The 19,842-nt window shown below is 61.5% G+C and carries 18 protein-coding genes; 2 read left to right on the forward strand and 16 right to left on the reverse strand.

All coding sequences use genetic code 11. The annotated features are described in order from the left end of the window. Position 1: 1 nt before the first annotated feature. The 9 genes from mltG to AB4N42_RS23655 form a co-directional block, all read right to left on the reverse strand. The gene (gene mltG / locus AB4N42_RS23615; RefSeq protein WP_198798202.1) at positions 2-1,162 is read right to left on the reverse strand and encodes an endolytic transglycosylase MltG; all 1,161 of its coding nucleotides are present in this window, start codon (positions 1,160-1,162) and stop codon (positions 2-4) included. A gap of 3 nt (positions 1,163-1,165) precedes the next feature. After that, positions 1,166-1,981 (reverse strand): aminodeoxychorismate lyase, encoded by an 816-nt coding sequence (gene pabC / locus AB4N42_RS23620; protein WP_323155163.1) that lies wholly within the window; start codon positions 1,979-1,981, stop codon positions 1,166-1,168. Beyond that, the gene (gene fabF / locus AB4N42_RS23625; protein ID WP_030137708.1) at positions 1,981-3,225 is read right to left on the reverse strand and encodes a beta-ketoacyl-ACP synthase II; all 1,245 of its coding nucleotides are present in this window, start codon (positions 3,223-3,225) and stop codon (positions 1,981-1,983) included. The genes pabC and fabF overlap by 1 nt, the downstream gene beginning before the upstream one ends. A gap of 108 nt (positions 3,226-3,333) precedes the next feature. Continuing rightward, positions 3,334-3,570, reverse strand: a complete 237-nt coding sequence (gene acpP, locus AB4N42_RS23630; protein WP_003175607.1) for an acyl carrier protein — start codon at positions 3,568-3,570, stop codon at positions 3,334-3,336. Between the two features lie 191 nt (positions 3,571-3,761). After that, positions 3,762-4,505 carry a 3-oxoacyl-ACP reductase FabG gene (fabG, locus tag AB4N42_RS23635; protein WP_030137707.1) on the reverse strand — a complete coding sequence of 248 codons (744 nt, stop codon included), beginning with the start codon at positions 4,503-4,505 and terminating at the stop codon, positions 3,762-3,764. A gap of 15 nt (positions 4,506-4,520) precedes the next feature. After that, the gene (gene fabD, locus AB4N42_RS23640; RefSeq protein ID WP_217861483.1) at positions 4,521-5,459 is read right to left on the reverse strand and encodes an ACP S-malonyltransferase; all 939 of its coding nucleotides are present in this window, start codon (positions 5,457-5,459) and stop codon (positions 4,521-4,523) included. A gap of 123 nt (positions 5,460-5,582) precedes the next feature. Then, positions 5,583-6,593 carry a phosphate acyltransferase PlsX gene (plsX, locus tag AB4N42_RS23645; RefSeq protein WP_258650020.1) on the reverse strand — a complete coding sequence of 337 codons (1,011 nt, stop codon included), beginning with the start codon at positions 6,591-6,593 and terminating at the stop codon, positions 5,583-5,585. A gap of 4 nt (positions 6,594-6,597) precedes the next feature. Continuing rightward, positions 6,598-6,780, reverse strand: coding sequence for a 50S ribosomal protein L32 (rpmF, locus tag AB4N42_RS23650; RefSeq protein WP_003179396.1), 183 nt, complete (start codon positions 6,778-6,780; stop codon positions 6,598-6,600). A gap of 13 nt (positions 6,781-6,793) precedes the next feature. After that, positions 6,794-7,321, reverse strand: a complete 528-nt coding sequence (locus tag AB4N42_RS23655; RefSeq protein ID WP_003204262.1) for a YceD family protein — start codon at positions 7,319-7,321, stop codon at positions 6,794-6,796. Positions 7,322-7,426: 105 nt separating this feature from the next. Between AB4N42_RS23655 and AB4N42_RS23660 the strand changes: the two genes are divergently transcribed. Continuing rightward, positions 7,427-8,005, forward strand: a complete 579-nt coding sequence (locus tag AB4N42_RS23660; RefSeq protein ID WP_323155164.1) for a Maf family protein — start codon at positions 7,427-7,429, stop codon at positions 8,003-8,005. Positions 8,006-8,082: 77 nt separating this feature from the next. Here AB4N42_RS23660 and AB4N42_RS23665 read toward each other — a convergent pair whose 3' ends face one another. The 3 genes from AB4N42_RS23665 to rluC are packed head-to-tail and all read right to left on the reverse strand — an operon-like array spanning position 8,083 to position 10,701. After that, positions 8,083-9,072: a S49 family peptidase gene (locus AB4N42_RS23665; RefSeq protein WP_198798208.1), complete on the reverse strand. Its 990-nt coding sequence runs from the start codon at positions 9,070-9,072 to the stop codon at positions 8,083-8,085. Positions 9,073-9,092: 20 nt separating this feature from the next. Beyond that, complete coding sequence (locus AB4N42_RS23670; RefSeq protein ID WP_030137702.1) at positions 9,093-9,755, reverse strand: HAD-IA family hydrolase; 663 nt, start codon at positions 9,753-9,755, stop codon at positions 9,093-9,095. Continuing rightward, positions 9,745-10,701 (reverse strand): 23S rRNA pseudouridine(955/2504/2580) synthase RluC, encoded by a 957-nt coding sequence (gene rluC / locus AB4N42_RS23675; protein ID WP_030137701.1) that lies wholly within the window; start codon positions 10,699-10,701, stop codon positions 9,745-9,747. Before rluC ends, AB4N42_RS23670 begins: the two co-directional genes overlap by 11 nt. 700 nt (positions 10,702-11,401) lie before the next feature. Between rluC and rne the strand changes: the two genes are divergently transcribed. Beyond that, positions 11,402-14,599, forward strand: coding sequence for a ribonuclease E (gene rne, locus AB4N42_RS23680; RefSeq protein ID WP_030137700.1), 3,198 nt, complete (start codon positions 11,402-11,404; stop codon positions 14,597-14,599). Between the two features lie 616 nt (positions 14,600-15,215). Here the strand turns inward: rne and AB4N42_RS23685 are convergent. Genes AB4N42_RS23685 through AB4N42_RS23700 form a run of 4 tightly spaced genes read right to left on the reverse strand, consistent with a single transcriptional unit; the run spans position 15,216 to position 19,580 of the window. After that, entirely contained in the window at positions 15,216-15,806 is a 591-nt protein-coding gene (locus AB4N42_RS23685; protein WP_460115446.1) for a nucleotidyltransferase family protein, read from the reverse strand. A 20-nt stretch (positions 15,807-15,826) separates the two neighbouring features. Further along, positions 15,827-16,798, reverse strand: coding sequence for an XdhC family protein (locus AB4N42_RS23690; protein ID WP_460115447.1), 972 nt, complete (start codon positions 16,796-16,798; stop codon positions 15,827-15,829). Further along, positions 16,798-19,113 carry a xanthine dehydrogenase family protein molybdopterin-binding subunit gene (locus AB4N42_RS23695; protein ID WP_030137697.1) on the reverse strand — a complete coding sequence of 772 codons (2,316 nt, stop codon included), beginning with the start codon at positions 19,111-19,113 and terminating at the stop codon, positions 16,798-16,800. Before AB4N42_RS23695 ends, AB4N42_RS23690 begins: the two co-directional genes overlap by 1 nt. Further along, positions 19,110-19,580, reverse strand: coding sequence for a (2Fe-2S)-binding protein (locus AB4N42_RS23700; RefSeq protein ID WP_030137696.1), 471 nt, complete (start codon positions 19,578-19,580; stop codon positions 19,110-19,112). Before AB4N42_RS23700 ends, AB4N42_RS23695 begins: the two co-directional genes overlap by 4 nt. Positions 19,581-19,842 lie beyond the last annotated feature (262 nt).

Consider the following 19,842-nt stretch of genomic DNA (forward strand, 5'->3'; position numbering starts at 1 on the left):
GTCATTGCGAGCTCGGCGGCTCGCTCGCATTCGGTTCGGGGGCAGGCTCTTGTGGCGGCACCTGAGGCACGGCTTCAGGCGCCGTGTCCGGTGACGCTGCGGGAATCGGTGCCGAATCATCCGGGGCCGCCGGGGCCGGACTGGAGCGATAATCGGCACGGCGCTTGAGCTGGAATTCACGCACCGCGTTGTTGTGCGTCTCCAGATCATCGGAAAAAACATGGCTGCCATCGCCACGGGCAACGAAGTAAAGACTGTTGCCGTCGGCCGGGTTCAACGCCGCGTGGATCGCTTCGCGCCCCACCATTGCAATCGGTGTCGGCGGCAAACCCGGGATCAGGTAAGTGTTATAGGGATTCTCTTCTTTCAGATGGGCACGGGTGAGCTTGCCGGTGTAGCGCTCGCCGAGGCCATAGATCACGGTCGGGTCGGTCTGCAGCAGCATGCCCAGACGCAGGCGACGCACGAACACTCCAGCGATCTGGCCACGTTCCTGGGGCACCCCGGTTTCCTTTTCTATCAGGGAGGCCATGATCAGGGCCTGATAGGGTTGGCTGTACGGGACGTCGGCGGCACGCTGTGCCCACTCTTTGGCAAGCACGTCGTCCAGCCGATCGTAGGCCTTCTTCAACAGATCGGCATCCGTGGTGCCCCGCACGAAGCGGTAGGTATCCGGGAAGAACCGGCCTTCGGGGAACACGCCCGAATGACCAAGGCGGTCCATGACCTGGCTGTCGCTCAGGCCAGCAAGGGTCTGCTGGAGTTTTTCGTCCTTGGCCAATGCCGCGCGCACCTGACGGAAATTCCAGCCCTCCACCAGCGTCACGCTGTACTGCACCACATCTCCGCGCTTCCAGACGCCGATCAAGGCTTCCATGGTCATGCCCGGCACCATCCGATATTCACCGGAGTGCAATGGCTGGTCGGCTAGATTGAAGCGCCAATAAATACGCAGCCAGAAGGCGTCCTTGATCAGGCCGTCGGCTTCGAGGCGCTTCAAGGTTCCGGTCGGGGTGGTCCCGTTGGGTACGTCCAGCAACTCTTCCTGGGTGATGTTCAGCGGCTGTTGCAGCGCCGAATGAATCTTCCAGGCTGAAGCGCCCAACAACAGCCCTGCCAGAACCAGTCCGGTCTCCAGCAGCAGCAAGAATTTACGTCTCACGAATCAGGCATCCAATAGCGCACGGGCAAGGGTCTGCAGTTTACGGGTGAGTGGGCCAGCCGACCAGCGTGCCGAACCGCATCCGAGTACCGGCCACACGCCATATACGCTGTTGCAGACAAAGACCTCATCGGCCTGGTGCAGCTGTTCGAGGCTGATATCCATGATTTGCGTAGCGATACCTTGGGAATTGGCTTGAAACAACAATTCTGCGCGCATCACCCCGGCGACACCACAACGGCTCAGGTCCGCTGTAGACAAGACCCCATCGCGCACCAGGAACAGGTTACTGAACACACCTTCGATCACCCGCCCGGACGCGTCCTGCATCAAGCCGTCGGCATACCGCGAATCAGTCCACTCAGCACGGGCCAGCACCTGTTCCAGGCGATTGAGGTGCTTGAGACCGGCAAGCAAAGGCTGCTCGGACAAGCGCACTGAACAGGGAAACAGGAACACGCCTTGCTCGGCATGGGCAGCGGGATAAGCAACAGGAGCACTGCCCTGCAGGATGCGTCGGGCGGTGGCCGAGGGATCGGCGGCATAACCACGCTGACTGTCGCCACGGGTCACGATCAATTTCATCACGCCGTCACCCTGACACCGGGCGTAAGCGCTCAGCTCGGCGCTCACCACCGTCATGTCGACCCTGAGCGCCAGTCGCTGGCAGCCTGTTTCCAGGCGCTGCAAGTGACGCTCCAGCAACAGTGGCCTGCCATTGCGCACGGCGATGGTCTCGAACAACCCATCGCCATAAGCCAGGCCGCGATCTTTCAGCGACAGGACGTCAGCCGGTTGACCGTCGACCCAGCTCTCCATCAACCTGCGAACCGGCGGAACACCAGCGAACCATTGGTCCCGCCAAAACCGAAGGAGTTGGACAACACCACATCGATGTCCATGCCACGGGCTGTATGCGGCACGAAGTCCAGGTCGCACCCTTCGTCAGGCTCCTCGAGGTTGATGGTCGGCGGCGCTGTCTGGCTGTTGATCGCCAGGACGCTGAAGATCGCTTCCACGGCCCCTGCCGCACCCAGCAAGTGACCGGTCATGGACTTGGTGGAGCTGACCGCCAGCTTGTAGGCGTGTTCGCCAAACACCGTCTTGATCGCCTGGGCTTCGGCCAAGTCACCCGCCGGAGTAGAAGTGCCGTGAGCGTTGATGTATTGCACTTGGTCGCCGTTGATCTTCGCGTCACGCAAGGCGTTGGCGATGCAACGGGCGGCACCGGCGCCATCGGCCGGTGGCGACGTCATGTGGTACGCGTCGCCACTGGTGCCAAAACCGATCAGCTCGGCATAGATGGTCGCGCCGCGGGCCTTGGCGTGTTCCAGCTCTTCGAGCACCAGCGCACCGGCACCGTCGGACAGCACGAAGCCGTCACGGCCCTTGTCCCATGGTCGGCTGGCACGTGCTGGCTCATCGTTGCGGGTCGACAGCGCACGGGACGCGCCGAAACCGCCCATGCCCAGGCCGCAAGCGGCCATTTCGGCGCCACCGGCAATCATCACGTCGGCTTCGTCGTACATGATGTTGCGCGCGGCCATGCCGATGCAGTGGGTGCCGGTGGTGCACGCCGTAGCGATGGCGTAGTTAGGCCCCTGTGCACCCAAGTGGATGGACAGGAAACCGGAAATCATATTGATGATCGAGCCCGGCACGAAGAACGGAGAAATCCGTCGCGGCCCCGAATCGTGCAGCGTGCGGCTGGTTTCTTCGATATTGGTCAAGCCGCCAATACCCGAGCCCATGGCCACGCCGATGCGTTCACGATTGGCATCGGTCACTTCCAGCCCGGCGTTGCGCACCGCCTGGAACCCGGCTGCCAAGCCGTATTGAATGAACAGGTCAAGCTTGCGAGCTTCCTTGACCGACAAGTATTCCTCGACATTGAAGCCTTTTACCGAGCCGCCAAAACGGGTGGAATAGGCAGAAAGGTCGGTGTGTTCGATCAGACCAATGCCACTACGGCCAGCCAGAATGCCCTGCCAACTGCTTGGCACATCCGTGCCCAGTGGCGACAACATACCCATACCGGTGACTACGACGCGTCTACGCGACACAGCACTCTCCTTTTTCAAATGACGACTTTGCATCAGGCCTAAAGAAAAAACCGCACGCCGTGATGGCAGTGCGGTTTTTCCATGACAGCTAGCGACGACTAAAAACGATTACGCCTGATGGCTGGTAACGTAGTCGATAGCAGCTTGTACAGTAGTGATCTTTTCAGCTTCTTCGTCAGGAATCTCGGTCTCGAATTCCTCTTCCAGAGCCATCACCAGCTCAACAGTGTCAAGGGAGTCGGCACCCAGGTCTTCAACGAAGGAAGCGGTGTTCACAACTTCTTCTTCTTTAACGCCCAGTTGCTCGGCAACGATTTTCTTGACGCGCTCTTCGATGGTGCTCATACCTTGTTTTCACTCCTAATGGACAAATTCAGGCAGCTGGCCGGTGGGTAAGTGTATAGAAAGACTTTTCGGTTTTTCAACCGAAAGCTTCACTCCTCGAACCCTGGGGCCCGCCGCCTATAAATAGATTGCAGCTTTATAACGGATTTTAGACAGCTCGTATGACATTTTTTTGAAGCAATCCGTCACATTTAACTCATGTACATCCCGCCGTTCACCGGGATTGTAGCCCCGGTCACGTATGCCGCACCGTCCGAAGCAAGAAAAGCGACCACGGACGCGATTTCTTGAGCTTGCCCCAGACGACCCAGCGGAATCTGGGTCAACAAGGCTTCACGCTGTGCTTCCGGCAGTTCACGGGTCATGTCGGTGTCGATGAAACCCGGTGCAACCGAGTTTACCGTAATCGAGCGCGAACCGACTTCTCGTGCCAGCGCACGGCTGAAACCTTCCAGACCGGCTTTCGCCGCAGCATAGTTTACTTGGCCTGCGTTGCCCATGGCACCCACAACCGAGCCGATACTGATAATTCGGCCCCAACGTGCCTTGGTCATGCCGCGCAAGACGCCCTTGGACAGCCGGTAGAGGCTGTTCAGGTTGGTGTCGACCACGTCGAACCACTCGTCATCTTTCATGCGCATCATCAGGTTATCGCGGGTGATGCCGGCATTATTCACCAGGATCGCCGGTGCACCGAACTGCTCCTGGATGCTTGCCAACACGGCGGCAACGGATTCATCACTGGTCACGTTGAGCTCGAGCCCGGTGCCCTGGATACCGTTTTCCTTCAAGGTCGCGGCGATACGCTCGGCGCCCGAAGCGGACGTCGCGGTGCCGACAACGATGGCGCCTTGGCGACCCAGTTCCAGGGCAATGGCCTGGCCGATGCCGCGGCTTGCACCGGTCACCAGTGCAACTTTACCTTGCAGACTCATGCAAGCTTCTCCTGTTCAGGCTTGCGCTGCGCGAGCGGCAGCGAAAGCGTCTGGGGTGTTGAGGTTGGAAGTGGACACGCCTTCGGCGCAGCGCTTGTTCAGGCCTGCCAGCACCTTGCCAGGGCCGCATTCGACCAGCTCGGTCGCGCCCTTGGCCGCCAGGGTCTGCACCGATTCGACCCAGCGAACCGGCTTGTAGAGCTGCTCCAGCAAGTCGCGCTTGAGGGTCTCGAGATCAGGCGCCACGTTGGCGCTGACGTTCTGCACAACAGGAATCTGCGGAGCCTGCCAGTCGATGGCGGCGATGGACTCGGCAAAACGCTCGGCGGCCGGACGCATCAGTTCGCAGTGCGACGGCACGCTGACCGGCAGCGGCATGGCGCGCTTGGCGCCACGGGCCTTGCAGCCTTCGATGGCACGCTCGACGGCAGCCTTGGCTCCGGCGATAACCACCTGGCCCGGGGAGTTGAAGTTGACGGCGCTGACCACGTCGCCTTGCGCCGCTTCGGCGCAGGCAGCCAACACATCGGCATCTTCCAGGCCGAGGATCGCGGCCATGCCGCCCTGCCCGGCCGGAACGGCTTCTTGCATCAACTGGCCACGACGCTCCACCAGTTTCACCGCATCAGCCAGGCTCAGGCTGCCAGCGGCCACGAGTGCGCTGTATTCACCCAGGCTATGACCGGCGACAAACGCCGGGCGCGCGCCGCCTTCAGCCAGCCACAGGCGCCACAAGGCAATCGAGGCGGTAAGGATGGCCGGTTGGGTTTTATCGGTTTGATTGAGTTGCTCTTCCGGCCCTTGCTGGGTCAGTGCCCACAAGTCGTAGCCGAGCGCGTCGGACGCTTCTTTGAATGTTTCGAGGACCAGCGGGTATTGCGCGCCCAGCTCGGCCAGCATGCCGAGGGACTGCGAGCCCTGTCCTGGAAAGACGAATGCGAGGGAAGCAGACATGAAAACAAAGCCCCTAATGATCTTGTCGTCAAAAATTGACGCCCCTGGGGGCGCTAGGAAACTGACAGTTGGATGGCGGCTTGAACCGACCGGTCACATTTAAGCATTGTCAGACGAAAACGCCTAAGTTAACAAATCCTCGAGACGACCGTGCAAGCGTTCCGGCAGGTTTTCCTGCACTTCGATCACCGCCCGGTTGATAGCGCTTTGAAAGCCCTGCACGCCCGCCGAACCATGGCTCTTGATAACGATACCTTGCAGCCCGAGGAAACTCGCACCGTTGTGCCGCGCCGGCGCCAGGTCTGCCTGCAGCCGCCGCATCAATGGCAGCGCCAGGGCACCCACCACCCGCGAAGCCAGGCTTTGCTTGAACAGTGTCTCGATGCGCTGGCCAATCATGGTCGCCAGCCCCTCGCTGGACTTGAGCAGGATATTGCCAACGAAACCATCACAGACCACCACATCGGCCTCGCCGCGATAGAGACCATCGCCTTCGACGAACCCGATGTAATGGATGCCCCGCGCATTTTGCAACAAGGTCGCCGCCAGCTTGACCTGCTGGTTTCCCTTGATGTCTTCGGTGCCAATGTTCAGCAGCGCAACACGAGGTCGCGCAATGCCGAGTGTCTGCGCGGCAACCGAGCCCATCACGGCGAATTGCAGAAGGTGCTCGGCGCTGCAATCGACGTTGGCACCCAAATCGAGCAGTTGGCAGAACCCGCGCTGGGTCGGGATCGCCGCGACCATTGCCGGACGATCGATCCCCGGCAACGTCTTCAGGACATAGCGCGACAGCGCCATCAGCGCCCCGGTATTACCCGCACTGACACAGGCCTGGACCTTGCCGTCGCGCAGCAACTCAAGGGCTACCCGCATCGACGCGTCAGGCTTGCCGCGTAGGGCCTGTGCCGGCTTTTCGTCCATGGTGATGACTTCGGACGCTGGCGCAATTGTCAGGCGCGCAAGATCGACAGCCGACTGGCCGTTGAGCAGTTCTTCAAGGAGAGAGGGTTGACCGACGAGGGTCAGGTGCAGCGAGGGCGTAGCATTCAGGCAAGCAAGGCTGGCCTGAACAATGCTGCGGGGACCGAAGTCCCCGCCCATTGCGTCAATCGCGATGACTTGAGCGGACAAGTGATTACTCGTCGGCGCCCTTGTCGATCACTTTACGGCCACGGTATACGCCTTCTGGCGATACGTGGTGACGCAGGTGAACTTCACCAGTGGTTTTTTCTACAGACAGGGTGCTAGCCTCGAGAGCGTCGTGCGAACGGCGCATGTCACGGGCGGAGCGGGATTTTTTGTTCTGCTGAACAGCCATAATTGATTAACTCCTAAACGTTTGGGTCACGCTTTAACTGCGCCAATACACTGAACGGGTTGGACCGCGTTACCTCGTCCTCGCTCGGTTCGGGCTCATCTGCTCCCGCCGGCTGCTGGCATTCTTCCGGATGATGAGCAGGCACAATGGGCAAGGCGAGCAGAAGCTCCTCCTCGATCAGTGACTGCAGATCCAATGGATCTTCGCCCAGTTCCAGCACGTCATAACCTTTCGGCAACGACTGGGTATTCGCACCCTCCTTCACCACGGCGTAACTGCATTCGCTGTGGATCGGCAGGGTGACCAGCTCAAGACAACGCTGGCAAACCATTTTGACTTCAGTGTCGATAAAGCTGTGGATCACCACAGATTTACGTTCATCTCGTTCAAAAACGAATTTGGCCTGGACCGTCCCGACATCGTCGGAAAGCGGGTCGCAGAGTCTCTTCAAATCGGCCAGCAGCAGTTCACCTTGAAGGGTGGTGCCACGGTCAGCCAATTTGCGCGGGTCAACGTGAGGTGGAATCGGGTCATTCAACATAGGCGCAGCATTATAGGGATGCACCGGGCCATGTCAAAGGAAATTCAGCCCTGTCCGTCACTTGCGCGCCTGGCTAGAATCCTCCCCTGCCCATCGGAGAGAGCCATGCTGCCTTTATTATTAGCCTCAAGCTCGGTTTATCGCCGGGAACTGCTCGCCCGCCTGGGGCTGCCATTCGTCTGCAGCTCGCCAGACATCGACGAAAGCCGCCACCCCGACGAATCCGCGGTCGAGCTGGTAAAGCGCCTGGCCCGGGAAAAGGCCTTGGCATTGACCGACAGACACCCAGCGCACCTGATCATCGGCTCGGACCAGGTCGCCGTGCTCGGCGAGCGCATCCTGGGCAAGCCCCACACATTCGAAAATGCCCGCGAGCAGCTAATGGCCGCCAGTGGCGCCAGGGTGACGTTCCTGACCAGCCTGGCGCTGTTTAACAGCCAGACAGGCCGATGCCAGGTCGACTGCGTTCCGTTCACCGTGAATATGCGAACCCTGGATCCGGCCCGCGTGGAGCGCTACCTGCGCGCCGAACAGCCGTACGACTGCGCCGGCAGCTTCAAGGCCGAGGGCCTCGGTGTGAGCCTGTTCCAGAGCACTGAAGGCCCGGACGCCACGAGCCTGATTGGCCTGCCGCTGATTCGTCTTGTGGATATGTTGCTGGCTGAGGGCGTGCAGGTTCCCTGAACCGCCTCCGTGGCGAGGGAGCTTGCCCCCTCGCCACAGGGACCGCATCACCCTTCAGGTGCGCAGCCTTTCAAAAATCAGCGCAACGCCGGCCCCTGGAAGCCCATCCACATCGCCAGGTGCTCGGCGATGCTAGCCCCCAGCTTCTTCGAGAAGCGATCAAACGGCGATTCTTCGATGGTGAAATCCACCAGATCCTTCTGGCCGATCACATCCCGCGCCACAGAGCTGGCACTGCCCAAGCCATCGATCAGGCCCAGGGGCAAGGCCTGCTCGCCAGACCAGACCAGTCCGGAAAACAGCTCCGGGTGCTCCTTGTCCTTCAGACGGTCGCCCCGCCCTTTCTTGACGCTGGCAATGAACTGCTTGTGGGTGGTGTCCAGCACGCCTTGCCAGAATGCGGTTTCCTCAGGCTTCTGCGGCTGGAACGGGTCAAGAAACGACTTGTGCTCGCCGGAGGTATAGACCCGACGCTCCACACCAAGCTTTTCCATGGTCCCGACAAACCCGTATCCGGCCGCCGTCACGCCAATGGAGCCGACCAAACTGGCCTTGTCGGCATAGATCTGGTCCGCCGCACTGGCAATGTAATAAGCGCCTGATGCGCCGAGATCGGCGATCACCGCGTAGACCTTGATGTCCGGGTGCAAGCCGCGCAATCGGACAATCTCGTCGTAGACATAACCGGACTGCACCGGACTGCCACCAGGACTGTTGATGCGCAGCACCACGCCCTTGACCTTTGGATCCTCGAACGCCGCCCGCAGGCTGCCGACGATATTGTCCGCGCTCGCAGGCTCCTTATCGGCAATCATGCCTTCGATGTCGATCAACGCAGTGTAAGCCGAGCCGCTCACGGCGCTTTTTTCGATGCTCATCAGCGGTGTAAACAGCATGAGCGCGCCGAACAGATACACGAAAGTCAGCAATTTGAAGAAAATACCCCAGCGGCGTGAACGACGCTGCTCCTGCACACTGGCCAGCAGGGTCTTTTCCAGCAGTTTCCAGCTTTTATCGTCACCGCTTTCGGCATTCGCCTTGGCCGGGGCCTTCCATTCGTCCGTCATGCATGCCACTCCATCAAAACTTAATCGGTACGCCGGCTCAACCAGGCGTGCAATTCAGGAAAGCGGTCAATCGCCAGGCACGGTTCGAAGGTCTTCAACGCCTCGATCGTCTGCGCGCCGTAGCTGACAGCCACCGAACCCATGCCTGCATTGCGGGCCATCTGCAGGTCGAACGATGAGTCGCCGACCATCAGCGCCTGCCCAGGCGATACATCGCAATGGGCGAGAATCTGCTCAAGCATCAGCGGGTGTGGCTTGCTCGCGGTTTCATCCGCCGCACGGGTGATATCGAAATAATCTTCCCAGCCATGGGCCTTCAATACCCGATCCAGCCCACGCCGGGCCTTGCCGGTTGCGACTGCCAGGTGATACCCCTCTTCGCGCAAGGCATCGAGCGTTTCCACCACGCCGTCAAACAGCGGCGACGGCTCGGCTTCCAAGGCGATGTAGTGGTCGGCGTAATGCTGGCGAAAAACGATCAGCTCACCCTCCTCGATTTCCGGGTACAGGCTGCGAATCGCCTCCGGCAAGCCGAGACCGATGATGCCCTTTACCGCCAGATCATCGCACCGGGCAAACCCCGTACGATCCGAAGCCACGTGCATCGCGTCCACGATCCGACCGATGGAGTTCGCCAGAGTGCCGTCCCAATCGAATATCAGCAGCTTGTAGTCAGGATGCACTCAACCGCTCCACGGTCTTGGCCCACATGTCATCCACGGGAGCCTGCAACTTCAGCTCGCCGCCATCGGGCAGTGGCACGGTCAACATGTAGGCATGCAGAAACAGGCGCTTGCCACCCAGGTCGCGGATTTCCTTGGTGAAATCATCATCGCCGTATTTGCTGTCGCCGGCGATGCAGTGTCCGGCATGCAGCGTGTGGACGCGGATCTGGTGGGTACGCCCGGTGACCGGCTTGGCCTCGACCATGGTGGCAAAGTCGCCGAAACGCCGAAGCACCTTGAACACGGTCAGCGCCTCCTTGCCTTCCTCGTTGACCTCCACCATGCGCTCGCCTGAACGCAGGTTGCTCTTGAGCAACGGTGCGCGGACTTGCTTGATGGAGGTATCCCAACGCCCACGCACCAGCGCCATGTAGCGCTTGTCGACACCATCGCCGCGCAATTGCTCGTGCAAGTGGCGCAGCATGCTGCGCTTCTTGGCAATCATCAGCAGACCGGAAGTATCGCGGTCGAGGCGATGGACCAGCTCCAACTCCTTGGCGTCCGGACGCAACTGACGAAAGGCTTCGATCACGCCGAAATTCAGGCCGCTGCCGCCGTGGACCGCGATGCCCGCAGGCTTGTTGACCACGATCAGCGCTTTGTCTTCGTAGACGATGGAGGCTTCCAGGCGTTGCAGCAGGCCTTGGGCCAAAGGCACCGGCTCATCACGCTCAGGCACGCGAACCGGCGGTACGCGCACGACATCGCCGGCCTGCAGCTTGTATTCGGGCTTGATCCGACCTTTGTTCACCCGCACTTCGCCTTTGCGCAAGATGCGGTAAATCAAGGTCTTGGGCACGCCTTTGAGCCGGGCCAGCAGGAAATTATCGATTCGTTGGCCGGCATATTCCGGCGAGACCTCGAGCAGTTGAACGCCAGGGGTCGAAGGGGCAGTAGTCGTCATGGCGGCGATCATAACAATTTTTTATGGAATTGAAGCACTTAATCATTGCTGCTATAGTCGCGAACGCCGCCAAAAGTGGCTGGACAGCGGACTAGCGGTCAAAAACCGGCCCTGACCAACGCAATTCACGAGGACGAGAGGCCGTCCTACGGGGTTCTTGCTACGTAACGGCAGAGTTTGCAGGTGTAACGAGCGCAGGTGACATGAGGCCTGAAATACGCCGCAAAGCAGAGTTCTGACTCGCCTTGCGCGCCACATTCACGGCCAGTTCACAAAGTGCAGTCACCCGGAAACGACCCCGAGCGAGAGCTTCGGAAACAACGCCTAAATTAGCCATGATGCGTGACCTCCCCTTTCGGAGCTCACGGTAAATGCCAACCCGCTGCGGATTCTGCGCGCGGCAGCACCCGAATTATCAGGGATACGTGTAGGGTGGAGATGTACAACCGTCGGACTGTGTAGCACTAGGCTTATATTTAGACGCTTCATCTCGTCCACAGGCGCCGGTTGATTCCTCCTCCTGACTGAGTGCTTGAGTACCAGCAAGCAGGACGCGTCCGTCGCGACTTCACCGCCATTTGGGTCGAACTCGCTGGACACTGGAATGGCACTGCCATCTCCAGGACGCACCTGACACCGACCGTGAGAAGTCGTGTGTGCCGAACGCCGTTTCCGGCAGCCCGGAAACCGACGGTACTACATGAAAAGAATGCTGATTAACGCAACTCAACCCGAAGAGTTGCGTGTTGCACTGGTAGACGGCCAGCGCCTCTACGACCTGGATATCGAATCCGGTGCACGCGAGCAGAAGAAGGCCAACATCTATAAAGGCCGGATTACTCGCATCGAACCAAGCCTTGAGGCTGCCTTTGTCGATTTCGGCTCCGAGCGCCACGGCTTCCTGCCCCTCAAAGAAATCTCCCGCGAATACTTCAAGAAGGCCCCAGAAGGCCGCGTCAACATCAAGGACGTCCTGAGCGAAGGCCAGGAAGTCATTGTCCAGGTCGAAAAAGAAGAACGTGGCAACAAGGGCGCCGCCCTGACCACCTTCATCAGCCTCGCCGGCCGCTACCTGGTCCTGATGCCGAACAACCCGCGTGCCGGCGGCATTTCCCGCCGCATCGAAGGCGAAGAGCGCAACGAACTGCGTGAAGCCCTCAATGGCCTGGTCGCACCTGCCGACATGGGCCTGATCGTTCGCACTGCCGGCCTGGGCCGCAGCAGCGAAGAAATGCAGTGGGACCTCGACTACCTGCTGCAACTGTGGACCGCCATCAAAGAAGCCTCGCTGGATCGTTCCGCGCCGTTCCTGATCTACCAGGAAAGCAACGTGATCATCCGCGCCATCCGCGATTACCTGCGCCAGGACATCGGCGAAGTGCTGATCGACAGCGTCGAAGCCCAGGACGAAGCCCTGACCTTCATCCGCCAGGTGATGCCGCAGTACGCCAGCAAGATCAAGCTCTACGAAGACAGCGTCCCGCTGTTCAACCGCTTCCAGATCGAAAGCCAGATCGAGACCGCTTTCCAGCGCGTCGTCGAGCTGCCGTCCGGCGGTTCCATCGTCATCGATCCGACCGAAGCCCTGGTGTCCATCGACATCAACTCGGCCCGCGCCACCAAAGGCAGCGACATCGAAGAAACCGCCCTGCAGACCAACCTTGAAGCCGCCGAAGAAATCGCCCGTCAGTTGCGCCTGCGTGACATCGGCGGCCTGATCGTCATCGACTTCATCGACATGACCCCGGCCAAGAACCAGCGCGCCGTGGAAGAAAAGGTCCGTGAATGCCTGGAAGCCGACCGCGCCCGCGTACAGGTCGGTCGCATCTCGCGCTTCGGCCTGCTGGAAATGTCCCGTCAACGCCTGCGTCCATCCCTGGGCGAAAGCAGCGGCATCGTTTGCCCGCGTTGCAACGGCACCGGCATCATCCGTGACGTCGAATCGCTGTCCCTGGCGATCCTGCGCCTGATCGAAGAAGAAGCCCTGAAAGACCGCACCGCCGAAGTCCGCGCCCAAGTGCCGATCCCGGTGGCCGCGTTCCTGCTCAACGAAAAACGCAACTCGATCACCAAGATCGAACTGCGCACCCGTGCCCGCATCGTCATCCTGCCGAACGATCACCTCGAGACGCCGCACTTCGAAGTGCAGCGCCTGCGCGATGACAGCCCGGAAGCCCACACCAACCAGTCCAGCTACGAAATCGCTGCTGCCGCTGCCGAAGTGGAAGACGTCCAGCCAGCTGCCGCCACTCGCACCCTGGTTCGCCAGGAAGCAGCGGTCAAGACCGCTCCGGCCCGCGCCAACGCACCGGTTCCGACCGAAGTGGCCGCTCCGGTTGCCACTCCGGCCGCAGCACCAGAGCCAAGCCTGTTCAAAGGCCTGGTGAAGTCCCTGGTCAGCCTGTTCGCCACCAAGGAAGAACCTGCCGCCCCGGCCGTCGTCGCCAAGCCGGCCGCCACCGAGCGCCCTGCCCGCAACGAAGAACGCCGCAACGGTCGCCAGCAGACCCGCAACCGCAACGGTCGTCGCGACGAAGAGCGCAAGCCCCGCGAAGAACGTGCACCGCGTGAAGAGCGCGCGCCACGCGAGCCGCGTGAAGAACGCCAGCCTCGCGAAGTCCGTGAGGAAGTGCCAGCCGTAGCCCGCGAAGAACGCGCACCGCGTCCGCCGCGTGAAGAGCGTCAGCCTCGCGCACCGCGTGAAGATCGCAAGCCGCGTGGCGAGCGTGAGGAACGTGTTCGCGAACTGCGCGAGCCACTGGATGCCGCCCCGGCCGCTGCTGCCGCCACCGCTGAAGAGCGTCCGGCCCGCCAGCCTCGTGAAGAACGCGCACCGCGTCCGCCACGTGAGGAACGCCAGCCACGCGCCGAGCAAGCCGCCGCCGCTGCCAGCGAAGAAGAAGTGCTGAACGCCGAAGAGCCGTTGCAGGAAGACGGCCAGGACACCGCCGAAGGCGATCGTCCACGTCGCCGCTCCCGCGGCCAGCGTCGTCGCAGCAACCGTCGTGAGCGTCAGCGCGATGCCAACGGCAACGTGATCGAAGGTTCGGAAGAATCCGAGTCCACCGAGAACGCCGAAGCGCCAAGCGCCGCTGACCTGGCCGCCGGCCTGGCCGTCACTGCGGCCGTTGCCAGCAGTGCGATCAGCGCCCCAGCCGAAGCCCAGGCAAACGAGCAGGCTGAGCGCGCCACCGCTGCGGTGGAGAACGCGCCGGTTGAAGCGCCTGTCGTCGAATCCACTGCCCCGGTAGAAGTCACCGCTTCGCCAGAAGTGGAACTCGCGCCGGTACGTGAAGCCCAGCCTGAAGCTGAAGTCGCCGCCGAGCCTGCGCCCGTTGTTGAAGCGCCCATCGTCGCTGCCGAACCGGTTGTCGAAGCACCGGCAGAGGAAAAGGCGCCAGAGCCTGCCCGCGAGGAGCAGACTGCGTTCAACTGGACCGCAGAGCCCGCCGCACCGGCACCTGTTGTCGAGCCTGAGCCAACGCCAGAGCCCGTGCAAGCGGTCGAGCCAGAAGTGGTCGAACCTGCTCCAGTGATCGAAGCACCGGTGGCTGTCGAAGCGCCTGCCCCCGCGCAAGAGCCTGCCCCTGCCAGTGCCCTGACCGCGAATGGCCGCGCACCGAACGATCCACGTGAAGTGCGTCGCCGCAAGCGTGAAGCCGAGCGCCTGCAAAAGGAAGCTGAACAAGCCGCCGCTGCCGCCGCTCAAGCGCCTGCTGCCGAACCGGCTCCGGTCGTGGAAGAAGTCACCGAGGCAGCCCCTGCCCCGGTCGCTGAAACCCCAGCCGAACCAGCCTCGGCGCTCGACGAACCCCAGCACACCGCTGAAGAAGTCGAAGTCGCGCCACGTCACACTGAAGCCTTGGAAAAAGAGCACGAGCCTAAACCTCACGCCTGATTCCATCGCCCAGTAAAAAGCCCCGCCTGGTGATGCCAGGCGGGGCTTTTTTATGCCTTCAGACTTATCCACAGGGAGCTAATGCCCATCGAAGATCGTTGTGGGAGCGAGCTTGCTCGCGAAGGCGGTGGGTCAGCTTGCATCAATAATGAATGTCAGACCGCTTTCGCGAGCAAGCCCGCTCCCACAGGGGGCCGGGGTCGGATACAAGATTTATGCACCACTGAAGATCCACTGTGGGAGCCGAGCTTGCTCGCGATGGCGTCGGGTCAGCTTGCATCAATAATGAATGTCAGACCGCTATCGCGAGCGAGCTCGCTCCCACAGGGGGCCGGGGTCGGATACAAGATTTATGCACCACTGAAGATCCACTGTGGGAGCCGAGCTTGCTCGCGAAGGCGGTGGGTCAGCTTGCATCAATAATGAATGTCAGATCGCTTTCGCGAGCAAGCCCGCTCCCACAGGGGGCCGGGGTCGGGTACAAGATTTATGCACCACTGAAGATCCACTGTGGGAGCCGAGCTTGCTCGCGATGGCGTCGGGTCAGCTTGCATCAATAATGAATGTCAGACCGCTTTCGCGAGCAAGCTCGCTCCCACAGGTTTTGAGTCGCCTGTTATTTGAAGGCCAGTGCTTCTGGCACATCGACATCCCAGGTCACGCCAGGATCATCCACCGGCACTTCAAGCACCTGCGCCCCGGCAAACAACACCTTGGCACCACGATCCCCGGTCAGCGCCATCAGTTTCGGCCCAAACTCCCGACCAAATCCCACCGGATGCCCGTACTCGCCAGCCAGGACTGGCACGCTGATGCCATCCTCACGTATTCCTGCAACGACCTGCTCGATGCTCGACGGCAGGATAAAAGGCATATCGCCCAAGATCATCAGCCACCCATCAAGGTCCGGGCAGGCCTGGACGCCCGCGGCAATGCTGTCGCCCAACCCGGGCGAGTCCAGTTCCACGAAGTCGCACCCGTAAGCCTGGGCCATGCGAATGGCTTGCGGCCGCCCCTTGCCTGTCACCAGCACACGCTTTTCCAACGAGGCCGGCAGGTTGACCAGTACATGCTCGATCACCGATCTGACGGCGCCATCTCGGCCCGCACAATCGGCCAGCAACTTATCCTTTTCCGCACCGGCCAACTGACGGAAACGGCTGCCCGATCCCGCCGCCAGGATAATCACGCCTATCGACTTTCCCATTCGCCCTCCTCGCCCACGGCCTACAGCGATTTTTTCTGCCGCAGTTCCACGCCATTCTTGATGGCCACGATTTCCGCCAGCAGCGACAAGGCGATTTCCGCCGGGGTGTGGCTGCCGATGTGCAAGCCGATCGGTCCATGCAGGCGTCCAATCGCCTCCGCAGACAAGCCTAGCTGAGCCAGATTGTCCCGGCGCTTCTGGCTGTTGACCCGCGACCCCAGGGCACCCACATAAAAAGCCTTGGAGTCCAGGGCCGTGAGCAGCGCCATGTCGTCCAGGCGTGGATCATGGGTCAGGGCCACGATGGCCGTGCGCTCGTCGGTCTGGATACTCAGCACCGCTTCGTCGGGCATACCCGAGACAAAGCGGCCATGTTGCTCTTCCCAACCGTAGACGAACTCCTTGCGCGGGTCACAGATCAACACCTCGAAATCCAGCAAGCGAGCCATTTCCGCCACGTAGCGAGACAGTTGCCCGGCGCCGATCAGCAACAGCCGCCATCGCGGCCCATAAATGGCGCGCAGCACCTGCCCATCGAACACCAGGGCGTCGGTTTTGCTCGCCGGAACCAGAGTCACGCGACCACTGGCCACCGTCAGCTCACGGGCGACGATCTCATGGGCCTCGCAACGCTCCAGCAACTCGGCAACCCAGTATGGATCGCCCACCCGCTCCTCCGTCAGGCGCAAGGTGCCGCCACACGGCAGGCCAAAGCGCGCCGCCTCCTCGCGGGTGACGCCGTAGGTAATGAGTTGCACCGGCGGCCCCTCCGCCGGAATCCGACCGTCGTGCAACCGGGCGATCAAGTCATCCTCGACACAGCCGCCCGACACCGAACCAATCACCACGCCATCCTCGCGCAAGGCCAACATGGCCCCCGGAGGCCTTGGCGCGGTGCCCCAGGTCTGAACCACGGTAAACAACACCACTCGCTGCCCGGCGCGGCGCCATTCCAGCACGCTGCGCAATACGTTCAGGTCAACGCTGTCCATCAGGCTTTGGCCTGTTGCCAGCCTTGCAGCTGATAACGCACGGGCAGATCACGGATACGCTTGCCGGTGGCGGCGAAGATGGCGTTGCACAGGGCTGGCGCAATCGGCGGCACGCCCGGCTCGCCAACACCGCCCAACGGCACCTCGCCCGGCGGTGTGACCAGGTGCACCGCCACTTCCTTCGGAGCCAAGGACATGCGCGCGACTTCGTACATGTGGAAATTGTCCTGCTGGACCTTGCCGTCCTTGAAACTGATTTCGCCGACCATCGCGTTACCCAGGCCCATGACGCAGGCGCCTTCGAACTGCGAACGGATGCGTTCGGGGTTGATCTGCGGGCCACAGTCCACGGCAATATCAGCCTTGTGCACGATCACCGTACCGTCGTCCTTGACCTCGACTTCGATCGCCGCCGCGACATACGTGACGAAGCTGTAATGCACCGCCAGCCCCAGCCCGCGGCCCTTGGGCAACTCTCGCCCCCAACCGGCAGCCTTCGCGGCGGTTTCCAGCACGGTGCGGATCCGCGCCGTATCGATGGGATAGCGCTCGGGAGATTCACCGTAGTTCCAACTGTCATTGAGGCTGTTCGGATCGATCTTGCGGTCCGGGCCGAGCAGCTTCAGGTGATATTTCAGCGGATCCTGGCCGGCCTTGTGGGCCAGTTCGTCAATGAAGCTCTGGATCGCGAACCCATGGGGAATGTTCGACACCGAGCGGTACCAGCCAACCCGGGTGTGGGCTACCGCCTCGGGGTTTTCCAGGCGCATGTTGGGAATGGCGTAGGCCATGTTGGTCACGCCCATCCCCACTTCGAACGGTGCTTCGTGGGTCATGCCCGGCGCGAACAGCGCGGTGATGGTTGGGGCCACGGTGCGGTGCAGCCAACCGGAGGGCAACCCGTCCTGGTTCAGGCTGGCCTTCAGGTATTCCGCCGAGACGGTATGGAAATACGAATGATGGATGTCGTCCTCACGGGTCCACTGCACCCGTACTGCCTGGCCGGGGAACTCCTTGGCCAGCACGGCCGCTTCGACGACGAAGTCGGGCTTTGACTTGCGCCCGAAACCGCCACCCAACAACGTGATGTTGACCGTGACCTTCTCGAAAGGAATGCCCAGGCGTTCCGCCACGCGCTCACGGGTAACCTGGGGTGCCTGGCTCGGCGCCCAGGCTTCGCATTGACCGTCCTTGAACCGGGCGACAGCGACCATGGGTTCCATGGGCGACTGGGACAGGTGCGGCAGGTAGTACGAAGCCTCCAACGTCGAGTCGGCCTTGGCCAATGCGTCGTCGAGGTCGCCGGTGCTGCGCAGGACTTTTCCCGGCTGGCGGGCGGCCGCTTCCAGTTCCTTGCGGTAGGCAATGGAGTCATAACCGGCATTCGGGCCATCGTCCCACTGGATCTTCAGTGCTTCGCGCCCCTTGATCGCCGCCCAGGTATTCTTCGCCACTACGGCGACGCCGCCCAGGGGCTGGAATTCGGAGGGCAACGGACGCCCCTCGATCTGCAGCACCTTGACCACCCCCGGTACTTTCAGCGCTGCACTGCTGTCAACGGACTTGACCTTGCCGCCATAGACCGGCGGACGCGCCACGACGGCGTAGAGCATGCCATCAAAATGCACGTCGGCGCCGAACACCGCGCGACCGTTGACGATGTCCGCACCATCGATGGCGCGGCTCGCTTCCTTGCCGATATAGCGGAACTCCGACGGCTGCTTGAGACGCAGGCTGTCACGCCCCGGCACTGGCAAGGCACTGGCGGCGGAGGCCAACTCGCCATAACCCAACTCTCGACCTGAAGGCTGGTGCACCACTTTGTGCAGTTGCGCGCGGCATTCGCCCACCGGCACCTTCCACTGGGCAGCGGCGGCCAGTTCGAGCATGGTCCGGGCGGCGGCACCGCAGCGACGCATCGGCTCGTACCAGTGACGCATGCTGCGTGAACCGTCAGTGTCCTGGTTGCCGAAACGCGCCTCGTCCGCCGGTGCTTGCCGAACCTTGACGAGCGCCCAGTCGGCATCCAGTTCGTCGGCCACCACCATGCTCAGACTGGTGCGCACACCCTGGCCCATTTCCGAACGGTTGCAGATCACCGTCACGCTGCCGTCGGCGGCAATGCTTACGTAAATATTAGGGTCATCGACCGCGCCATGGGGCATCCCCTCGGCGCCGTATTTCTTCTCTTCGGCGAAGGCATCCGGCAACCCCCAGGTGGCCGCCAACACCAGCACGCCGGTAGCGCTGGCGCCCTTGAGGAAACCCCGACGACTGAGGTTGCTCAGCACGAAATCATTGGGCAGACGGCTCATGCCTTGGCCTCCTTCAAGTGGGTGGAAGCCTGGCGGATCGCGGTCTTGATCCGGTTATACGTGCCGCAGCGGCAAATGTTGCCAGCCATGGCTTCTTCGATCTGCTCGTCGCTGGGGTTGGGGTTGGTCTTGAGCAACGCCGTGGCGGACATTATTTGCCCGCCCTGGCAGTAACCGCACTGGGCCACCGCGGTATCCAACCAGGCCTTCTGGACCACTTGCCCGACCGGGTCGACGTGAAGTGCGTCGATGGTGCTGATCTCCTGGCCTTTCACCGAGCCAATCGGCGTGATGCAACTGCGCGCCGGGGCGCCGTCGATATGAATGGTGCACGCGCCGCACAAGCCCATGCCGCAGCCGAACTTGGTGCCGTTGTAGCCGGCCACGTCTCGGATCGCCCACAGCAGCGGCATGTCCTCGGTCACATCCAGTGAGTGGTCTTTTCCATTGAGTTTCAGGGTAATCATGGGCACGCCCGCATCGTTATCGAGTTATGTGGGTCGAGCCATCTGCCGTTGGGTTATCGGTTCGGTATCGCAGACTGGCTCAGGCTAAATCGGGCTCTCTTGTGCACACGCAAGCAAGCGTCTGCACCGGGCCTTGTGGATGCGAATGCTCGCATCGTCAGCCAATTAAATTAACCCAGGAACAAGCAAAACGCCCTGCACAATCCTGCACGAATCACGTTGTGCAGGTCATGCAGGGCGTTTTTCTTCTCGCGGTTGCGAG

It is taken from the genome of Pseudomonas sp. H2_D02, assembly GCF_054677635.1.

Excerpts from the sequence above, each read along its gene's own strand:
- fabD (WP_217861483.1), bottom strand. The coding sequence starts at position 5,459 with ATGTCTGCTTCCCTCGCATTCGTCTTTCCAGGACAGGGCTCGCAGTCC.
- AB4N42_RS23665 (WP_198798208.1), bottom strand. The coding sequence starts at position 9,072 with ATGACGGACGAATGGAAGGCCCCGGCCAAGGCGAATGCCGAAAGCGGT.
- AB4N42_RS23655 (WP_003204262.1), bottom strand. The coding sequence starts at position 7,321 with ATGTTGAATGACCCGATTCCACCTCACGTTGACCCGCGCAAATTGGCT.
- AB4N42_RS23660 (WP_323155164.1), top strand. The coding sequence starts at position 7,427 with ATGCTGCCTTTATTATTAGCCTCAAGCTCGGTTTATCGCCGGGAACTG.
- rpmF (WP_003179396.1), bottom strand. The coding sequence starts at position 6,780 with ATGGCTGTTCAGCAGAACAAAAAATCCCGCTCCGCCCGTGACATGCGC.
- pabC (WP_323155163.1), bottom strand. The coding sequence starts at position 1,981 with ATGGAGAGCTGGGTCGACGGTCAACCGGCTGACGTCCTGTCGCTGAAA.
- AB4N42_RS23700 (WP_030137696.1), bottom strand. The coding sequence starts at position 19,580 with ATGATTACCCTGAAACTCAATGGAAAAGACCACTCACTGGATGTGACC.
- acpP (WP_003175607.1), bottom strand. The coding sequence starts at position 3,570 with ATGAGCACCATCGAAGAGCGCGTCAAGAAAATCGTTGCCGAGCAACTG.
- rluC (WP_030137701.1), bottom strand. The coding sequence starts at position 10,701 with ATGACGACTACTGCCCCTTCGACCCCTGGCGTTCAACTGCTCGAGGTC.
- AB4N42_RS23690 (WP_460115447.1), bottom strand. The coding sequence starts at position 16,798 with ATGGACAGCGTTGACCTGAACGTATTGCGCAGCGTGCTGGAATGGCGC.
- fabG (WP_030137707.1), bottom strand. The coding sequence starts at position 4,505 with ATGAGTCTGCAAGGTAAAGTTGCACTGGTGACCGGTGCAAGCCGCGGC.
- AB4N42_RS23695 (WP_030137697.1), bottom strand. The coding sequence starts at position 19,113 with ATGAGCCGTCTGCCCAATGATTTCGTGCTGAGCAACCTCAGTCGTCGG.
- rne (WP_030137700.1), top strand. The coding sequence starts at position 11,402 with ATGAAAAGAATGCTGATTAACGCAACTCAACCCGAAGAGTTGCGTGTT.
- AB4N42_RS23685 (WP_460115446.1), bottom strand. The coding sequence starts at position 15,806 with ATGGGAAAGTCGATAGGCGTGATTATCCTGGCGGCGGGATCGGGCAGC.